General features: G+C 71.5%; 17 protein-coding genes and 1 tRNA gene. 13 read left to right on the top strand and 5 right to left on the bottom strand.

Annotated features, from left to right (window positions below; genetic code table 11):
• Positions 1-245: 245 nt before the first annotated feature.
• Both J2W20_RS18865 and J2W20_RS18870 read right to left on the bottom strand, forming a co-directional pair.
• Positions 246-944, bottom strand: coding sequence for a hypothetical protein (locus J2W20_RS18865; protein ID WP_307008669.1), 699 nt, complete (start codon positions 942-944; stop codon positions 246-248).
• Positions 941-1690, bottom strand: a complete 750-nt coding sequence (locus J2W20_RS18870) for a hypothetical protein (protein ID WP_307008670.1) — start codon at positions 1688-1690, stop codon at positions 941-943. The genes J2W20_RS18865 and J2W20_RS18870 overlap by 4 nt, the downstream gene beginning before the upstream one ends.
• A gap of 168 nt (positions 1691-1858) precedes the next feature.
• Here J2W20_RS18870 and J2W20_RS18875 point away from each other — a divergent pair, with 168 nt between their 5' ends.
• The 4 genes from J2W20_RS18875 (at position 1859) to J2W20_RS18890 (ending at position 6717) form a co-directional block, all read left to right on the top strand.
• Positions 1859-3745 (top strand): ABC transporter ATP-binding protein, encoded by a 1887-nt coding sequence (locus tag J2W20_RS18875; RefSeq protein WP_307008671.1) that lies wholly within the window; start codon positions 1859-1861, stop codon positions 3743-3745.
• A 12-nt stretch (positions 3746-3757) separates the two neighbouring features.
• Complete coding sequence (locus J2W20_RS18880) at positions 3758-4168, top strand: NUDIX hydrolase (protein ID WP_307008672.1); 411 nt, start codon at positions 3758-3760, stop codon at positions 4166-4168.
• 105 nt (positions 4169-4273) lie between these two features.
• Positions 4274-5557 carry an alkaline phosphatase family protein gene (locus J2W20_RS18885; protein WP_307008673.1) on the top strand — a complete coding sequence of 428 codons (1284 nt, stop codon included), beginning with the start codon at positions 4274-4276 and terminating at the stop codon, positions 5555-5557.
• Complete coding sequence (locus J2W20_RS18890; RefSeq protein WP_307008674.1) at positions 5554-6717, top strand: alkaline phosphatase family protein; 1164 nt, start codon at positions 5554-5556, stop codon at positions 6715-6717. The genes J2W20_RS18885 and J2W20_RS18890 overlap by 4 nt, the downstream gene beginning before the upstream one ends.
• A gap of 65 nt (positions 6718-6782) precedes the next feature.
• Here J2W20_RS18890 and J2W20_RS18895 read toward each other — a convergent pair whose 3' ends face one another.
• Positions 6783-7229, bottom strand: coding sequence for a DUF6314 family protein (locus J2W20_RS18895; protein WP_307008675.1), 447 nt, complete (start codon positions 7227-7229; stop codon positions 6783-6785).
• A gap of 1 nt (position 7230) precedes the next feature.
• A tRNA-Arg gene (locus J2W20_RS18900) sits at positions 7231-7304 on the bottom strand.
• Between the two features lie 88 nt (positions 7305-7392).
• On the opposite strand from J2W20_RS18900, the gene J2W20_RS18905 reads away from it, so the two are divergent.
• Positions 7393-8235, top strand: a complete 843-nt coding sequence (locus tag J2W20_RS18905) for a hypothetical protein (RefSeq protein WP_307008676.1) — start codon at positions 7393-7395, stop codon at positions 8233-8235.
• 48 nt (positions 8236-8283) lie between these two features.
• On the opposite strand, the gene J2W20_RS18910 is transcribed toward J2W20_RS18905, so the two are convergent.
• On the bottom strand, positions 8284-8925 hold the full coding sequence (locus J2W20_RS18910) for a hypothetical protein (protein WP_307008677.1): 642 nt from the start codon (positions 8923-8925) through the stop codon (positions 8284-8286).
• A gap of 95 nt (positions 8926-9020) precedes the next feature.
• Between J2W20_RS18910 and J2W20_RS18915 the strand changes: the two genes are divergently transcribed.
• The 8 genes from J2W20_RS18915 (at position 9021) to sucD (ending at position 17640) form a co-directional block, all read left to right on the top strand.
• Entirely contained in the window at positions 9021-9854 is an 834-nt protein-coding gene (locus tag J2W20_RS18915; RefSeq protein WP_307008678.1) for an inositol monophosphatase family protein, read from the top strand.
• Positions 9855-9982: 128 nt separating this feature from the next.
• Entirely contained in the window at positions 9983-10195 is a 213-nt protein-coding gene (locus tag J2W20_RS18920) for a hypothetical protein (RefSeq protein WP_307008680.1), read from the top strand.
• A gap of 122 nt (positions 10196-10317) precedes the next feature.
• A complete protein-coding gene (locus J2W20_RS18925) occupies positions 10318-10827 on the top strand; it encodes a DUF892 family protein (protein ID WP_307008682.1) in 510 nt (169 codons plus the stop codon).
• Positions 10828-10850: 23 nt separating this feature from the next.
• Positions 10851-11096, top strand: coding sequence for a hypothetical protein (locus J2W20_RS18930; protein ID WP_307008685.1), 246 nt, complete (start codon positions 10851-10853; stop codon positions 11094-11096).
• A 101-nt stretch (positions 11097-11197) separates the two neighbouring features.
• Positions 11198-13723 carry a DNA helicase PcrA gene (pcrA, locus tag J2W20_RS18935; protein WP_373458056.1) on the top strand — a complete coding sequence of 842 codons (2526 nt, stop codon included), beginning with the start codon at positions 11198-11200 and terminating at the stop codon, positions 13721-13723.
• Between the two features lie 97 nt (positions 13724-13820).
• On the top strand, positions 13821-15296 hold the full coding sequence (locus J2W20_RS18940) for an NCS1 family nucleobase:cation symporter-1 (RefSeq protein ID WP_307008688.1): 1476 nt from the start codon (positions 13821-13823) through the stop codon (positions 15294-15296).
• 218 nt (positions 15297-15514) lie between these two features.
• Entirely contained in the window at positions 15515-16690 is a 1176-nt protein-coding gene (gene sucC / locus J2W20_RS18945) for an ADP-forming succinate--CoA ligase subunit beta (protein ID WP_307008690.1), read from the top strand.
• Between the two features lie 14 nt (positions 16691-16704).
• Positions 16705-17640, top strand: coding sequence for a succinate--CoA ligase subunit alpha (gene sucD, locus J2W20_RS18950; protein WP_307008691.1), 936 nt, complete (start codon positions 16705-16707; stop codon positions 17638-17640).
• The last annotated feature ends 139 nt before the right edge of the window (positions 17641-17779 follow it).

The following is a 17779-nucleotide window of genomic DNA, read 5'->3' on the forward strand; positions in this document are numbered from 1 at the left end:
GGGCGGGGGGGGGGGGTTGCCCTTCCCCGGGGGGCCTTTCGTGGGGGCCCCGGGGGGGGGGGGGGGGGCGTTTTGGTTGGTTGGGGGTTTTAAAATTCGGGGGGGGGGGCGCCCCCCCCCCCCCCGCCACTCATCCCCCCAATGAAGAACAAACCCTGTCCCCCTGACAGGTCATGTTCACACATTCATCATTGTGGCACGGACTAATGAAAATGTGAACCGGGTTCCTCCTATGAGTGGATTTTTTACGCACCGGCGCGTCGTCTGGCGATCCCGCCCGCGATCCAGATGGTTCCGAGGCCGGTGAGGAGGAACAGGATCGAGCTGTAGTTCATGGCCTGCTGGACCGGGAGCCACCCGTCCGGCATGAGGGGGAAGAGGATGGTCAGCGCGAGCACGATGTAGCCGGCGGCCAGCAGGCCGGCGGCCGCCCGCAGCGGGACGAGGGCGGAGCCCCGGAACGCCCGCAGCAGGCTGGGGAGCAGGACCACTCCCGTGAATCCCGGGTAGACCCGGCCCAGCTCGCCGTAGACGTCGAACCACGTCTGGTCGTCCCCGGCCCGCAGGCCGACGCTCGAGGGCAGGAGCCCCATGAGGAGGAAGGAGACCACCGTACCCGCCCCGACGAGGGCGAGGGCGGAGAGGCCCCACGGCCCGAGCAGCGCGTGCTGTGCCCCGCGGGCCGAGAACGCGCGCGAGATCCGGACCGCCAGGAGGAGGGCAATGCCGTAGATGAGGAACCTGAGCAGGAGGTTCGCGAGGTTGATGCCGCCGAGGGCCGCGTCGATGGCGAGGTACGGAGCCCTGATGCTGAGCAGGACCGCGAGCGCCAGGAGGGCGAACAGGGCCATCATGAGGCGGTTCTCGCCCCGCAGCACCGAGGGGATGCGCACGAGGGCGAGGACCACGGCGAGGGCGAACGTCACCCAGGCAAGAGCCGTCATCCGAGGTGCTCCCACACGCGGCGCACGGCCCGGGCGTCCGTGGTCGTCCGGCGCAGGGCACGGCCGAGGGAGGCGAGCCGCTCCGCCGCCATGAAGGCGAGCTCGGCGTCGGGCAGGCGGCGGACCGCCTGCTCCCAGGCCTCGAGCGGCCATCCCGCCTCGGTCGCGGTGACCAGTCCCGTGATCACGAGCCCGTTGCGCAGGCCCACTCCGGCCTCCCGCGCGGTGCTCACCGCGAGCTCGGGGCTGAGGCGGTTGGCGCGCAGCTGCGCCGAGAGGTTCTGCGGTGCGATGCCGGTGGCCTCGCTGACGCGCTGGCGGAGGTCCCCGTCGTCGATCGCGTCCACCCACTGGCGGACGTCGGGCTCGCAGGAGGAGCACTCGCTTTCGGCCCGTGCGGGACCGGGATGCGACGCCGGCGGCACGGCGGGGAGCTCGCCGCCTCGCACGAGCAGTTCCTCGAGCAGCCGAGCGGTGGAGACCTGGCTCAGCAGTTCGGCATCGGTGGGGGTGGCGGTGCTCGAGGCGAGGTCCCCGTAGGGGGCGAACCGGGCGAGCCCGAGCACCGGGTTCTCCCCGTACGCGCGGGCGACGGCGACGACGGTCGCCTCCGCGACCTTGCCCCGCACGAGCTGCTGCGCGAGCGTGCTGCGCTTGAGGCCGGCCCGGCGGCAGATGTCCGCCGCGGTGTTCCCCGGGGCCAGCTCCTGCAGCCAGTCCCGGAACACCAACGCTGATACCGGCATGTACCCCCCTTGTCATGCGGCGAGCGGCGGGGCGGTCCCCGCCCCTGCATCGCCTGTGCGTGTCGATTTTACGTGCTGGACGGCCTGGCTTATGCTGAATCAAGCCCGCCGGCTCGCGCACCCCCCAATCGCGAGTCGGCGGGCCTTTCACGTTCTCAGGAGAATCCCATGAGCATGCAGACCGCGGCGTGGAGTTCGCTGCACCAGATCTCCCGCGCCACCGAGGGCCGGAACCCGTTCAGCAGGGAGACTCTGCGGCGGGTGCTCACGTTCGCGGCACCCCACCGCGGCCGCCTCGTTGCCTTCGTCCTGACCTCCATCGTCGCGGCGGTGACCGCCGTCGCCACCCCCGTGCTCGCCGGCCAGGTCGTCGACGCGATCGTGGGCCACTCCTCGGTCTCCACCGTGGTCTGGCTCGCGGTGCTCATCGCCGCCGTGGCGCTCGCCGACGCGGGGTTCGGGCTCCTGACCCGCTGGCTCTCCGCCACGATCGGTGAGGGCGTGATCCTGGACCTGCGCCGCGCGGTGTTCGACCACGTCCAGACGATGCCCATCGCGTTCTTCACCCGCACCCGCACCGGCGCCCTCGTGAGCCGCCTGAACAACGACGTGATCGGCGCGCAGGCGGCCTTTGCCGGAACGCTCTCGGGCGTGGTGAGCAACGCGGTCGCGCTGGTCCTCACGGTGGCCGTGATGGCCCAGAAGTCCTGGCTCGTGACCGTCCTTGCGCTGGTCCTCCTGCCGATCTTCCTCATCCCGGCCCGGCGGATGGGAGCGCGGGTCGCGGACCTGCGCCGCGAGGCCGCCGGGCACAACGCCACCATGAGCACCCAGATGACCGAGCGGTTCTCGGCACCGGGCGCGACCCTCATCAAGCTCTTCGGGCGCCCCGACGAGGAGTCGCGCGAGTTCGCGCTGCGCGCCCGGCGGGTGCGGGACATCGGCATCCGCTCCTCGATGCTCTCCTTCACGTTCATCACCGCGCTGACCCTCGTCTCCTCGCTCGCCCTCGCGCTCGTCTACGGGGTGGGCGGCTGGCTCGCGATCGCGGGGCAGCTCGCGCCGGGCGACGTCGTGGTGCTCGCCCTGCTCCTGACGCGCCTCTACGCGCCCATCACCAACCTCTCCAATGCCCGGGTGGAGATCATGAGCGCGCTCGTGAGCTTCGAGCGGGTCTTCGAGGTCCTGGACCTGACCCCGCTCATCCGCGAGAAGCCCGATGCCCGGCCCCTGCCGGCCGGCCCCGTCTCGGTCGAGTTCGACGACGTCCGCTTCGGCTACCCGAGCGCCGACAAGGTCTCGCTCGCCTCGCTCGAGGAGGTCGCGGTGCTGGACACCCGCGGCGGCGAAGAGGTGCTCCACGGCATCTCCTTCCGGGTCGACCCGGGCCAGACCCTCGCGCTCGTGGGTTCCTCCGGGGCGGGCAAGTCCACCGTCGCGCAGCTGCTCTCGCGCCTCTACGACGTCGAGTCGGGCGCCGTGCGGATCGGCGGCGTCGACGTGCGGGACACGACCTTCGACTCGATGCGGGGCACGGTCGGCATGGTCACCCAGGACGGCCACCTGTTCCACGAGAGCATCGCGGCCAACCTGCGCCTCGCCCGGCCCGAGGCCACCGAGGAGGAGCTCTGGGACGTGCTGCGGCGCTCGCGGCTCGAGGACATGGTGCGCTCGCTCCCGGACGGCCTCGGCACGATCGTGGGGGAGCGGGGGTACCGGCTCTCCGGCGGCGAGCGGCAGCGGCTCACCATCGCGCGCCTGCTCCTGGCCGCCCCGCGGGTGGTGATCCTCGACGAGGCCACCGCGGCCCTCGACTCGACCAACGAGGCGGCCGTGCAGGCCGCCCTCGGCGAGGCACTCGAGGGGCGCACCGCCGTCGTGATCGCGCACCGGCTCTCTACGATCCGCGCCGCGGACCAGATCCTCGTGGTCGAGGACGGCCAGATCGTGGAGCGGGGCACCCATGCCGAGCTCCTCGCCGCGGGCGGCCGGTACGCCGAGCTCTACACCACCCAGTTCGCCGAGGCCTCGGCGACCGCCGACGACTACGCCTAGGAGCCCCGGACCGTGGAAGCCCGCATCGTCGTCTCCGCCGTCTGCGTCTTCTCGCGCGACGGCCGCCTCCTCACCGTCCGCAAGCGCGGCACCGACCGCTTCATGCACCCGGGCGGGAAGCCCGAGCCCGGGGAGTCCCCGGCCCACGCCGCGAGCCGCGAGCTCGAGGAGGAGGTGGGGATCGTCGTCGGCCCCGAGTCGCTCGAGCCACTGGGCGTTTGGATCGCGCGGGCGGCGAACGAGGCCGGGCGGGACATCGAGGCCACCGTGTTCACCGCGCCGGGGACGTACGATCCGGCGGAGGTGCACGCCGCCGCGGAGATCGCCGAACTGCGCTGGATCGATCCGGCGGCCGAGCCGGAGGCGGACCTCGCCCCGCTCCTGACCGACCACGTGCTGCCGCTCCTCGCCCGCCGTCCCTGAGGGGCGCGCGTTCTCTGGGAGCCGGGTGGGAGTTCCGTGAACCGGCGGTGAACAGTCGGGAAAGCCGGCCCTGAGGAGCGCTACTGCACGGTAACTTGGTGGGCCGTGACCACCTCCCGCCGCAGTTTCCTCTCGGCAGCGTCCCTCGCCGCCTTCGGTGCCGCAGCCCTCACCGGGGCCGCGTCGCCGTCGTCCGCCCGAAGCATCGCGCCCGCCGCCCTGCCCGCCGACCCCAGCGCCTCCGGGATCGACCACATCATCGTGGTGATGATGGAGAACCGCTCGTTCGACCACTTCCTCGGCTGGCTCCCCGGCGCCAACGGGAAGCAGGGCGGCCTCACCTACACCGACCGCTACGGCGTGCCGCACGGTACCCACCACCTCACCGACTACCAGGGGTGCAGCCACCCCGATCCCGACCACTCCCAGGAGGGCGGGCTCATCGAGTACAACAACGGCAAGTGCGACGGCTGGCTCCGTGCGGGCGAGAACGACGACTTCGCGGTCGGGTACTACACCGACGCGGACCTGCAATTCTTCGCCCAGGCAGCGCCCGGCTGGACGGTGTGCGACAACTACTACGCCGCCGTCATGGCCGAGACCTACCCCAACCGCTTCTACCAGCACTCCGCCCAGACCGACCGCATCCACAACTCGACCGCCAACGCGACGATCCCCACCATCTGGGACCGCCTGGCGGCCGCCGGCGTCTCCGGGAAGTACTACTACTCCGACGTGCCGTTCGTGGCCCTCTGGGGCACCAAGTACCTGCCCATCTCCGCGCAGTACTCCGAGTTCCTCAGCGACTGCGCGGCCGGCACGCTGCCGTCGGTGAGCTTCGTGGACCCCCGGTTCACGGACGAGAGCTCCGGCACCTCGGGCGACGACCACCCCCATGCGGACGTCCGCTCCGGCGAGCTCTTCCTCAACGAGGTCTACAACGCCGTCACGAAGTCTCCGGCGTGGCCGCGGACGATGCTCGTGGTCAACTTCGACGAGTGGGGCGGCTTCTACGACCACGTGGCCCCGACCACCGCACCGGACGTGAGCCCGAAGACATCCCTGCGCGGCTTCCGGGTCCCGGCCCTCGTGGTCTCGCCGTTTGCCCGCCGCGGCGTGGTGGCCTCGGGCACATACGACCACACCTCGGTCCTCAAGGCCATCGAGTGGCGCTGGAACCTGCAGGCCCTCACTCCGCGGGACGCGAACGCCGCCAACATCGCCGAGGTGCTGGACCTCGCCTCGGCCCCGAACCTCAGCGCCCCGGCCTACACGGTCCCGCCGTTCGTCGCCGGCCCGGCCTGCACACCCCTGCCCGGCGGCGACCCCGAAGACGAGTGGAAGCCGCTCAAGGACCGAGCCATCTCGGAAGGATGGAAGCTCTCATGACCCGCGCAAACCCCGCCCGGGGCGCCCTTGCCGTCGCACGACGGCGGCCGCTCGCCGTCGTGCTCACGGTCGTCGCCGTGCTGGTGCTCGCCGCCGTCGCGCTGGTGCGCGGCGGCGCCGATCAGGCCGCCCACGCGGCCGGGCCGACCTCCCAGTACCTGCCGTCCAGTTCCCACGTCTTCGTCATCAACCTCGAGAACAAGGGCTACGACGAGACGTGGGGCCCGTCCTCGAAGGCGCCCTACCTCTCGCAGACGCTGCGTTCGCAGGGCGTCCTGCTCAACAGCTACTACGGCACCGGCCACAACTCGCTCGACAACTACGTCTCCGAGGTGTCGGGGCAGGGCCCGAACAGCCAGACCCAGGCCGACTGCCAGACCTACTCGCCGTTCGTCCAGACGGGCACGGCGGACCAGGGCCAGGCGGTCGGCAGCGGGTGCGTCTACCCCTCGGGCGTGAAGACGGTCGCGGACCAGCTCACGGCGGCGGGCAAGAGCTGGAAGGGCTACATGGAGGACATGGGCACGCCCTGCCGCCACCCCCAGCTCGGCGCGGTGGACGATACCCAGAAGGCACGGGTCGGCGACCAGTACGCGGCGCGCCACAACCCGTTCGTCTACTTCGCCGGCATCACCGGCTCGCCCGACTGCTCGACGAAGGACGTGGACCTCTCCGCCCTGAGCGGCGACCTCGGCTCGGCCTCGACCACGCCGGACGTCTCGTTCATCACGCCGAACCTGTGCCACGACGGGCACGACTCCCCGTGCGTCGACGGGCAGCCCGGGGGCCTCGTGTCGGCCGACGCGTGGCTGAAGCAGTGGGTTCCCGTCATCACCGGCTCGCCCGCGTTCAAGAAGGACGGGGTCCTGGTCATCACCTTCGACGAGTCGGACGGCCCGCAGCAGGACGCGAGCGCGTGCTGCGGCGAGGGGCCCGGGCCCAATGCGGCGCTCCCGGGGATCACAGGGATGGGCGGCGGCCGCGTCGGGGCACTCGTGCTCTCGCCCTTCACCGCCGGCGGCACGTGGTCCACGACGCCGTACAACCACTACAGTCTGCTCGCCAGCATCGAGGACCTCAACGGCCTGTCCTACCTCGGGTACGCGGGCACGCCGGGCCTGAACCGCTTCGGGCTCGACGTGTACAACAAGGGGGTGTGACCCTCACGGCAGGGACATGACCCCTCACGGCAGGGACATGACCCCTCACGCGGGAGGGGGGCCGGTCAATCAGGGGTGGGGAGCCGGCGCAGGACGCTCGTCAGGAGCAGGTCCTTGGCCGGCCCCCTGACGTCCCAGGTGTAGCGCAGCTCCTCCGGGCCGACGGCCTCGTAGCGCACCCGGTAGTCGTCGGGGGAGCACCAGTGGGCGCCGTCTCCGGCGGCGCCGGTGAGGTCGACGGCGTGGAACGGCCGGCCGTCGGGGAAGAAGACCTCCATCGCGCCGGGCCCGGGGCCCGGACACCACAGGTACTCGCGGCCGGCGGGGCCCTCGTGCGAGCCCCAGCGGACGGTGCCGCGCTCGCACTGGCGGAGGCCGCGGTCGTCAGCGGCCTCGAAGGCCACAGTGCCGCTGAAGCTGCCGCGGGCGCCGGAGGCGCGGTCCAGGAGCTCGCGCTCCACGGCCCACACCCCGAGGAGGTACGCGCGCAGATCGGGGACCGGATATGACAAGTGCCCCCGACCGGAATCGAACCGATGGCCTGCCCTTTAGGAGAGGGCCGCTCTATCCTACTGAGCTACGGGGGCCGGCCCGGGTCGCGCCGGGCACGCTGACAAGCATACCGGCTGGCGGGGCGGCCGCGCCGCACGCGGCAGGCGTGGCTAGGCTGGGCGCGTGGCTGAAGCAGAGGCATCGACCGACCGGATCCGGCACTACCTCGGCGCGTGGTCGGCGGTGAGCATCCTGCAGTTCTTCGCGGCGGAGGCGGCCACGATCGCGGCCTGGCGGGGACCTGCCCCGTACAGCCGGCGGCTGAACTTCATCAGCGACCTCGGGCAGGTCGGGTGCGGCCTCCACGGCACCCGCGTGGTCTGCTCGCCGCTGCACACCCTCATGAATGTCTCGTTCGTCCTCCAGGGCGTCGGCATGGTGATCGCGGCCCTGCTCATCACCTCGGCCGTGCTCCGCGTCGCGGCCCAGGACCGCGCCGTCCGCGCGCAGGCGCGGCTCTCCCGGGCCCTCGCCGCCCGCACCGCGGGCCTTCCGCGCACGACGCCGGCCGCCGCCTCCCGCATGGGCGTCGCCGCGGCGATCCGATCGGGGCACCCGGCGGCCGCGGTGCCCTGGGCGGCGACGCTCGCGGTCCGGGTCCTCCTCGGGCTCGCCGGCGCGGGGGTCGCGGTGGTGGGGCTCGTCCCGCAGGACTCGATCGAGGCCGTGCACCTGGCCGCGGCGGGCGCCTACTTCCTAGGCGGCTCGACTGCCCTCGTGGTGCTCGGCCTGCTGTGGCTCGGGCGCACGGCTGCCGCGTGGCCCGTGCTGCTGTGCGGCGGCGCCTCGTTCGTCGCGACGATCGTGGGCGGCGCGGTGCGACTCCACGTGCCGGAGCCGGGGACCCTCGAGCGGTTCATGGGCTACCCGATCACGGCCGGGATTGCGCTCGTGGGCGCGGTCATCGCCTACCGCCTCGGCGTCCCGGCCCGGCGGGCCCGGGCCCTGCGCCGCGTGCGCGCCTGAGCCCGCTCCGCACCCGCCACGCCCCTGCCGCCGGCGCGCGGAGGCGCGTCAGCCGCCCGAGGTGCGCCGCGCCGTCGTGCGCCCGCGCCGCGCGGCGAGCACCGCGGCCCCCGCGCCGAGGAGCATGACGAAGAGCAGCACCCAGCCCGCCACGACGAGGACCGAGGCGAGCACCGCTGCGCCTGCGTCCGCGCCGGGGGCGACGGCGCCGTCCACCGCGATGTTGCCCCACAGCCGCACGATCGCGAAGACGACCACCACGGCGAACGAGACCCGGCGCAGGACCTTGCCTTTCAGCCACGTGCCGAAGACCAGCAGGAACGTGAAGCCGCAGATGAGCGGGAAGAGCGTTCCCGCGGTCTTGTGCACGTAGCTGAGCTGTCCGCGGGCGGCGTCGTCGAGCGCGCCCTGCAGCCGGTGTGCGTAGTCCGGGGAGAAGCCGCCCACGAGCGAGTCCGGCATGGCGAGGCCGCCGGAGAGCTGGGTCATCTGCGAGAGCGTGAGCAGGTGGTAGTACCAGAACATGAACACGCTCGCCACGAGGGCGGCGATGATGATCAGGCGCGCGTTGCCCTGGGCCTGTTCCGGCGTGCGGCTCGTGGTGGGGTTGACGGGCTGGCCGGGGCGGGCACTCGGAGCGGCGGCGCGATCGCCGTGCTTGCGGGCCCGCTGGGCCGGGGTCTTGGACATGGGTCCATTATCCGTCCCGGTCCCCGCGCGAACGGACCGCAGGGGTGGACCGGGGCCGCCCCCGCGGGTGCCGGGCCCGCAGGTAGGCTGGGCGTGTGCCTGAGACCAGCGACCGCGCCCTGCCCGACCTCGACTCGAACCTGACCGACGCCGAGCTGGCCGAGGCGCTCGTGCGCACGGCCGGCACCCTGGCGCTGGAGATGCGCCGCGAGGGCCTCGAGGCCCAGCGCAAGTCGTCCGTCTCGGACATCGTGACCGCCGCGGACAAGGCCGCCGAGGCCTACATCCTCGCCCAGCTGCGCCGCTGCCGGCCGGAGGACGGGGTCTTCGGCGAGGAGGGCACGGACGTGCGCTCCGCCTCCGGCCGGACGTGGGTCGTGGACCCCGTGGACGGCACCTACAACTTCTTCTCAGGCTCGAGCTACTGGTGCTCGGCCCTGGCCCTTCGCGGGGCCGCCTCGAACGGGGACGCCGACCCGGAGGCGCTCCTCGGGGCGATCTTCCAGCCCCAGGAGGACAAGCTGTGGATCGGAGGGGCGGACACGCCGGCGACGCTCAACGGCCAGCCCCTCGGCGGACCGGCCGACGCGCGCCTGGGCATGCTGGGGGTCGCCACCTCCATCCAGCCCCGCTGGCTCGAGCAGCCGCTCTCGGCGATGCCGTGGCACGCCGCGGCCGTCCAGTCGGCGTCGATCCGCATCCTCGGCTCCGGCTCGTGCGACCTCGCACGCGTGGCCCAGGGCGAGATCGGCGCCTGGTTCCAGCACTCCTGCCCGCAATGGGACTGGCTCCCCGGCAAGGCGATCCTCACCGCGGCCGGCGGCACCACCGCGACGGTCGAGATCAACGGGCTCACCTGGTTCGCGGCGGGGGGCGCGACGGCGGTCCGCGAGATCGTGGCGGCGCTCTCCTCCGCACGGCTCGGCTGAGGCGCGCCGCGGGCCGCCGCCCGCAGTCCGCTGCCGGCGGCACCCTTGACCGCTCAGGGGCCCGGTGCTGTGCTGGACTGAGCCCCGGGACCGGGGCTGCCCGGAACGAGGACTGCCGGAGGGGAACGATGGCCAGCATCGACAACCAGGATCCAGCGCGCAGCCTGAGCGAGGAGGAGGACCCCTCGCTCGACTTCTCCGTGGAACCGGACGAGAAGGTCTGGGACGAGGAGGACGGCCTGATCGACGGGGAGGAAGTCGTCGTCGAGCCGGACCCCGCGGACGTCCCCGAGGCGGATCCGGCGGACGTCGCCGAGCAGATCCGGGGCCTCGACGGGTAGGACTCTTCATTGCCCCGGCCCGTGCCGGGGCGGAGAATGAAGGCAGGACTGGGACGGACGTCGTCGAAGGATCCGCCAGGGCTCCGCGCCCGCCGCTGGCCCGCCGGGAGGGAGGTCCTGCCATGTTCGAGTACTTCTCCGAAGCCCACGAGCTGTTCGTGTACCGTCTCGGAATCGCCCGCGGGACGAGCCGCCGCTCGATCGTCACCTTGGGAGTCCTCGAGCAGGAGTCGCAGCGGCGCGAGGTCGCGGCCCTCATGCTCGACCTGAGCGAGGAGGCGCGGCTCCACGCCGCCGTCCTCGAGGACTGCTTCGCCGAACTCGAGCGCAACGTGGCCGTCCCGCCGGGCCACGCCGCCGACGGTCTCGACAAGGAGGCGCACACGGTCCTGCGCAAGACGGCCGACGGCATCAAGGACCTCGCAGTCCTGCCGCTGGCCCTCGAGGTGGTCTACAGCGCGATCGCCGTCTACGAGCCCCTCACCGTCTACGCACGGGAGTGGATCAGCGCGCACCTCGCCGACCAGCTGGAGAAGTGCCTCGTCGAGCTCCTTGCCGCGCGCAACCGCGTCCTCGAGCTCATGCGGGAGGTCTTCGCCAGCGCGGAGACCGTCCAGGCCAAGACGGACTGAGGCACAGGGAGGGAGGTGCGCAAATGAACCACCACCAGCCGGGCCAGCAGGAGCCGGGCACGCGCGAGACCAAGTCCGAGTCCTTCATGAGGACCATGGGCCACCTGCGCGGGCTGTACGGGCCGGCCAATCGCCGGATCGCCACCGAGCCCGAGCGCCACGGCCACAACCCCGAGGACCTCAAGGAGGCGCGCGAGCTCGACGGGATCGACATCGAGACCGACAGCGAGGGGCACCGCTACGGGGTGCGCCGCACGCCGGGCGCATGAGCGCCGGGCGTGGCCGGGGCGCCGACCGTCCCGGCTACGCCCGCGCTCTCCGTCCCCCCAGAAGTGTCAGCCGCGCGGCCTAAAATAGAGGGATCATGGATATGCTCTTCGATCCCTACGCCCATCTGCCCAAGTCCGGCCTGCCCGGCGGGGCGGAGGAACCAGACCCCGAGGAGCTCCCGCCCGCGCCCGAAGAGGAGACCGGCGCCCCCGAGGACCTGCCCGAGGGCTGGCTGCCTGCCTCTGACCCGGCCGAGGACGCCCGCAGGGAGGCCGAGGCGCAGGCGGCCCACCTCCTCGAGGGGCTCAATCCCGAGCAGCTCGAGGCCGTCACCCACGCGGGAGGTCCCCTGCTCATCGTGGCGGGCGCCGGGTCCGGCAAGACCCGGGTGCTCTCGCACCGGATCGCCTACCTCATCGCGACCCGCCGTGCCCACCACGGCGAGATCCTCGCCATCACCTTCACCAACAAGGCCGCCGCCGAGATGCGCGAGCGCATCGAGGCCCTGGTGGGCGAGCGCGCGCAGCGGATGTGGATCTCCACGTTCCACTCCTCGTGCGTGCGCATCCTCCGCCGCGAGGCGAAGTCCGTGGGGCTGAACTCGAACTTCTCGATCTACGACTCCGCCGACTCCCTCCGGCTCATCACCCTCGTGCACAAGGGCCTCGAGCTGGACCCCAAGAAGGTGGCACCCAAGGCCGTCCAGCACAAGATCTCGGCGCTCAAGAACGAGCTCATCGACGCCGAGGACTTCGCCGGCCGCGCGAACATGAACGACCCGTTCGAGGCCGGCGTGGCCGAGGTCTTCAAGGGCTACACCCAGCGCCTGCGCCAGGCGAACGCGATGGACTTCGACGACCTCATCGCCGAGACGGTCTACATGTTCCGGGCCTTCCCGGCGCTCGCGGAGACCTACCGGCGGCGATTCCGGCACGTCCTCGTCGACGAGTACCAGGACACCAACCACGCCCAGTACGCGCTCGTGCGGGAGATCGTCGGCGAGGGCCCGGACGCCTCGGAGCTGACCGTGGTGGGCGACTCCGACCAGTCCATCTACGCCTTCCGCGGGGCGGACATCCGCAACATCGTGGAGTTCGAGAAGGACTACCCCGAGGCCCGCACCATCAAGCTCGAGCAGAACTACCGCTCGACCCAGACGATCCTCTCCGCCGCGAACGCCGTGATCTCCAGGAACCCGAACCGGCCCGAGAAGCGCCTGTGGACCTCCGAGGGGGACGGCGAGAAGATCATCGGCTACGCGGCCGAGAACGAGCACGAGGAAGCGCGCTTCATCGCCAAGGAGATCGACCGCCTCACCGACACCGGCGAGTTCCGGCCCGGCGACGTCGCGGTGTTCTACCGGACCAACGCCCAGTCCCGCAGCCTCGAGGAGATCCTCATGCGCGTGGGCCTGCCCTACAAGGTGGTCGGCGGCACCCGCTTCTACGAGCGCAAGGAGATCAAGGACGCGCTGGCGTACCTGCGTGTGCTGGTCAACCCGGACGACGACGTCAACCTCCGCCGCGTCCTCAACGAACCGAAGCGGGGCATCGGCGAGCGGGCCGAGGGCACCATCGCCGCCTTCGCCGAGCGGGAGCGCCTCTCCTTCATGGCCGCCGCGCGGCGCGCGGACGATGCCCCCGGCATGGCCACCCGCTCGCTCAACGCCGTGAAGGGCTTCGTCAAGCTCCTCGACGACCTCGCGGCCGTGGCGGAAGGCTCGGGGGCGGCTGAGGCCCTCGAGGCCGTGCTCGAGCAGACCGGCTACCTCGCGGGCCTGCGGAACTCGACCGACCCCCAGGACGAGTCGCGCGTCGAGAACCTCGCCGAGCTCGTCGCCGTCGTGCGCGAATACGAGCGCGACAACCCCGAGGGGAGCCTCGAGGAGTTCCTCGAGCAGGTCTCCCTCGTCGCCGACGCGGACCAGATCCCGGATACCCCGGACGGCGCCTCCCAGGCCGAGGTCGACGCCGCGGTCGCTGAGGCGAGGCGGCAGGGCGTCGTGACGCTCATGACCCTGCACACGGCCAAGGGCCTCGAGTTCCCGGTCGTGTTCCTCACGGGCATGGAGCACGGGGTCTTCCCGCACCGCCGTTCGGCGACCGACCCCGAGGAGCTGGCCGAGGAGCGCCGGCTCGCGTACGTGGGCCTCACCCGCGCCCGCAAGCGGCTCTACCTCACCCGCTCGGAGGTCCGCAGCCTCTGGGGGCAGAGCGAGTACTACCCCGCGAGCCAGTTCCTGGGCGAGGTCCCGGCCGAGCTGATCGACTGGAAGCGCGAGGGGTCCAAGCGGCCGCCCGCCGTGGGCAACGCCAACGACCGGTGGGACCGGTCCGCGGGCCGCTACGGCGGCTCCTCCTGGGGAGCCGGGACGAGCCGGAACGCGAACTTCTCCTCGATCTCCCCGGCATCCCCGCCCTCGGCGGCCGCGGCCAAGGGCCGCGTGCAGCCGCAGAAGGAGGTCATCGCGGTCTCGGTGGGGGACAAGGTCAACCACACGGCGTTCGGCAACGGCACCGTGATCGGCGTGGAGGGCGCTGGGGACAAGACCGTCGCGAAGGTGAGCTTCGACGTGGGCGAGAAGCGCCTGCTGCTGCGCTACGCGCCGCTGACCAAGGTCGGCTGAGCGCCCCGCCTGTTGAGCCCCGGGCCCGGCGGATCTACCCTGTCGTCGAACGGCGTGGGGGCACCGCCGGGGGAGCCGTGGGCAAGGAGGCGGAACGGTGGCCGAGTCGATTCCCGCGGGGTACAGCCCCCGCCTCTACAACGAGGACCTCGCGCCCGCCGAGCACAGGAAGTGGGGCTTCTACTCCCTGTTCGCCATGTGGATGTCGGACATCCACTCGCTCGGCGGCTACACGTTCGCCGCCGGGCTCTTCGCGATCGGCCTCGGCGCATGGCAGGTCTTCCTCGCGCTCGTGGTGGGGATCGTCCTCGTCTTCTTCCTCATGAACCTCTCCGGGTATGCGGGCCAGAAGACGGGCGTGCCGTACCCGGTGCTGGCCCGGATCTCCTTCGGCACGATCGGGGCGAATCTGCCCGCGCTCATCCGGGCACTTGTCGCGATCGCGTGGTACGGCATCCAGACCTGGCTCGCCTCCCGGGCAGTGATCATCATCGCGCTGAAGATCTGGCCCGACGCCAAGGGGCTGACCGAGAACGACTTCCTCGGCGAATCCACGCTCGGCTGGCTCGGCTTCCTCCTCATGTGGGCGCTCCAACTCGTGCTCCTGCGCAACGGCATGGACACGATCCGCCGCTTCCAGGACTGGGCGGGACCCGCCGTCTGGGTCGTCATGGGACTCCTCGTCGTCTACATCCTGCTCAAGGCCGGCTGGAGGGTCTCGCTCGAGCTCCAGGGCGGCACGGCCACGTGGGGGGTCGGGCACGCGTTCGTCGCGGCCATCGCGCTGACCGTGACGTACTTCTCGACGCTCCTGCTCAACTTCTGCGACTTCTCCCGCTTCGCGCCCGACCGCCGGGCGGTATGGACGGCGAACCTGTGGGGCCTGCCCGTGAACTTCATCGCGTTCTCGGTGGTGTCCGTGGTGGTCACGGCCGGCACGTACCAGGTCTACGGGAAGCACATCTACGATCCGGTCGAGATCGTGGGCCGCATCGACAGCGTGTGGGCGCTCCTGCTCGGCGCCGTCACGTTCGCCGTCGCAACGCTCGGCATCAACGTCGTCGCGAACTTCGTCTCGCCCGCCTACGACCTGGCCAATGTGTGGCCGGAGAAGATCACCTTCAAGCGGGGCGGCCTGATCGCGGCGCTCATCGCGCTCGTGATCACCCCGTGGAACCTGTTCAACAGCCCAGTGGTCGTGAACCTCTTCCTGGGCGGTCTCGGTGCCCTGCTGGGGCCGCTCTTCGGGATCATCATGGTGGACTACTACGTGCTCAGGCGGCAGCACGTGGCGGTCTGCGACCTCTTCCGGGAGCGCGGCCATTACACGTACCGCAGCGGCTGGAACCCGAAGGCGGTGGCCTCGTTCGTCGTCTCGGCGGTGCCAGCCGTCGTCGTCGCGCTCGTCCCCGCCTTCGACTACCTCGCGCCGTTCTCGTGGTTCATCGGCGGCGCGATCGCCGCCGTCGTCCATTGGGCGATCTCCCGCCACGACACCTCCATCGCGGAGGCCGTCGCGGCGGCGGCCGCGGCCGAACCGGCGGCCGGAACGTCGCCGGAGGCGAGGATCTGATCGCGGCCCCCCGGCGGCCAAGGCGTAGCGCACCGCTGCCCATTTCTACGAATCGTAGAGCTGTGCGGTTGGTCACGAACGGAGCCCGTGGGGAGCTCGCGCCGCTGCAAGGGATTAGAGTTGCCCCTTGGAGCATCAGGCCCGCCGAGGGGAGCTCCCCACGGCACACTCGTGCGTGCTCCGAGTCAGAACTACTTTCGACGTAGAGGACCTGAACCGTGGACCTGTTTGAGTATCAGGCGCGCGATCTGTTCGAGGCGCACGGGGTTCCCGTGCTCGCCGGCATCGTTGCGCACACCCCCGAGGAAGCCAAGGCCGCGGCCGAGAAGATCGGCGGGGTCACCGTCGTCAAGGCTCAGGTGAAGGTCGGCGGCCGCGGCAAGGCGGGCGGCGTCAAGGTCGCCAAGACGGCCGACGAGGCGTTCGAGTACGCCACCAACATCCTCGGCATGGACATCAAGGGCCACACCGTCAAGCGCGTCATGATCGCCGCGGGCGCGGACATCGCGGAGGAGTTCTACTTCTCGGTCCTGCTCGACCGCGCCAACCGCAACTACCTGGCCATGTGCTCGGTCGAGGGCGGCATGGAGATCGAGCAGCTCGCCGTCGAGCGCCCCGAGGCCCTCGCCAAGGTCCCCGTCGACCCGGCCGTCGGCATCGACGCCGCCAAGGCCGCCGAGATCGTCGAGACCGCAGGCTTCGCCCCCGAGCTGCGCGAGAAGGTCGCGGACGTCATCGTCAAGCTGTGGGACGTCTTCAAGGGCGAGGACGCCACGCTGGTCGAGGTCAACCCGCTCGTCCGCACGGGCGCCGGCGACATCATCGCGCTCGACGGCAAGGTCTCCCTCGACGAGAACGCGGGCTTCCGGCACGCGGAGCACGAGGCCCTCGTCGACAAGGACTCCGAGGACCCGCTCGAGGCCAAGGCCAAGGCCCTGGACCTGAACTACGTCAAGCTCGACGGCGAGGTCGGCATCATCGGCAACGGCGCGGGCCTCGTGATGTCCACGCTCGACGTCGTGGCCTACGCCGGCGAGAAGCACGGCAACGTCAAGCCTGCCAACTTCCTCGACATCGGCGGCGGCGCCTCGGCCGAGGTCATGGCCAACGGCCTCGGCATCATCCTCGGCGACGAGCAGGTCAAGAGCGTCTTCGTCAACGTCTTCGGCGGCATCACCGCGTGCGACGCCGTGGCCAACGGCATCGTGGGCGCACTCAACAAGCTCGGCGAGTCGGCGAACAAGCCCCTCGTCGTGCGCCTCGACGGCAACAACGTCGACGAGGGCCGCCGCATCCTCCACGAGGCCAACCACCCGCTGGTGACCCTCGCCGAGAACATGGACCAGGGCGCCGACAAGGCCGCCGAGCTCGCCAACTCGGGCGCTGCGAAGTAAGGGACGAGAGAAAAATGTCGATCTTCCTCAACAAGGACAACAAGGTCATCGTCCAGGGCATCACCGGCGGCGAGGGCTCCAAGCACACCGCCCGCATGCTCGCGGCCGGCACCAACATCGTCGGCGGCGTGAACGCGCGCAAGGCCGGCACCACGGTCTCGCACAACGACCAGCACGGCAACGCCGTCGAGCTCCCGGTCTTCGGCTCCGTCAAGGAGGCCATGGCGGAGACCGGCGCGGACACCTCCATCGTGTTCGTCCCGCCGGCGTTCACGAAGGACGCCGTGGTCGAGGCGATCGAGGCCGAGATCGGCCTCGTCGTGGTCATCACCGAGGGCGTCCCCGTGCAGGACTCTGCCGAGTTCTGGGCCCTCGCACAGTCCACGAAGGACGCGGCCGGCAACCAGACCACCCGCATCATCGGCCCGAACTGCCCCGGCATCATCACCCCGGGTGAGGCCCTCGTGGGCATCACCCCGGCCAACATCACCGGCAAGGGCGGCGTGGGCCTCGTGTCCAAGTCCGGCACCCTGACCTACCAGATGATGTACGAGCTCCGCGACCTCGGCTTCTCCACGGCCATCGGCATCGGCGGCGACCCGGTCATCGGCACCACCCACATCGACGCCCTCGCCGCGTTCGAGGCCGACCCGGAGACCAAGGCGATCGTCATGATCGGCGAGATCGGCGGCGACGCCGAGGAGCGCGCGGCCGAGTTCATCAAGAACAACGTCACGAAGCCGGTCGTCGGCTACGTCGCGGGCTTCACCGCCCCGGAGGGCAAGACCATGGGCCACGCCGGTGCCATCGTCTCCGGCTCCTCCGGCACGGCGCAGGCGAAGAAGGAGGCCCTCGAGGCCGCGGGCGTCAAGGTCGGCAAGACGCCGTCCGAGACCGCCCACCTCCTCCGCTCGGTCTACCCGGTGCACCTGGCCGACTCGAACCTCTGAGGTTTCCCACCTGAGCACGACGGCGGGGGGGCCCCCCCCCCCCCGGGGGGGGGGCGGGCGGGGGCGCGGGGGGGGGGGGGGGGGCCGGGGGGGGGGGGCCCCCCCCCCGGGCCCCCCACCCCGCGCCCCCGCCCCCCCC

Source organism: Sinomonas atrocyanea, assembly GCF_030812675.1.
Taxonomy (GTDB): Bacteria; Actinomycetota; Actinomycetes; order Actinomycetales; family Micrococcaceae; genus Sinomonas; species Sinomonas atrocyanea_B.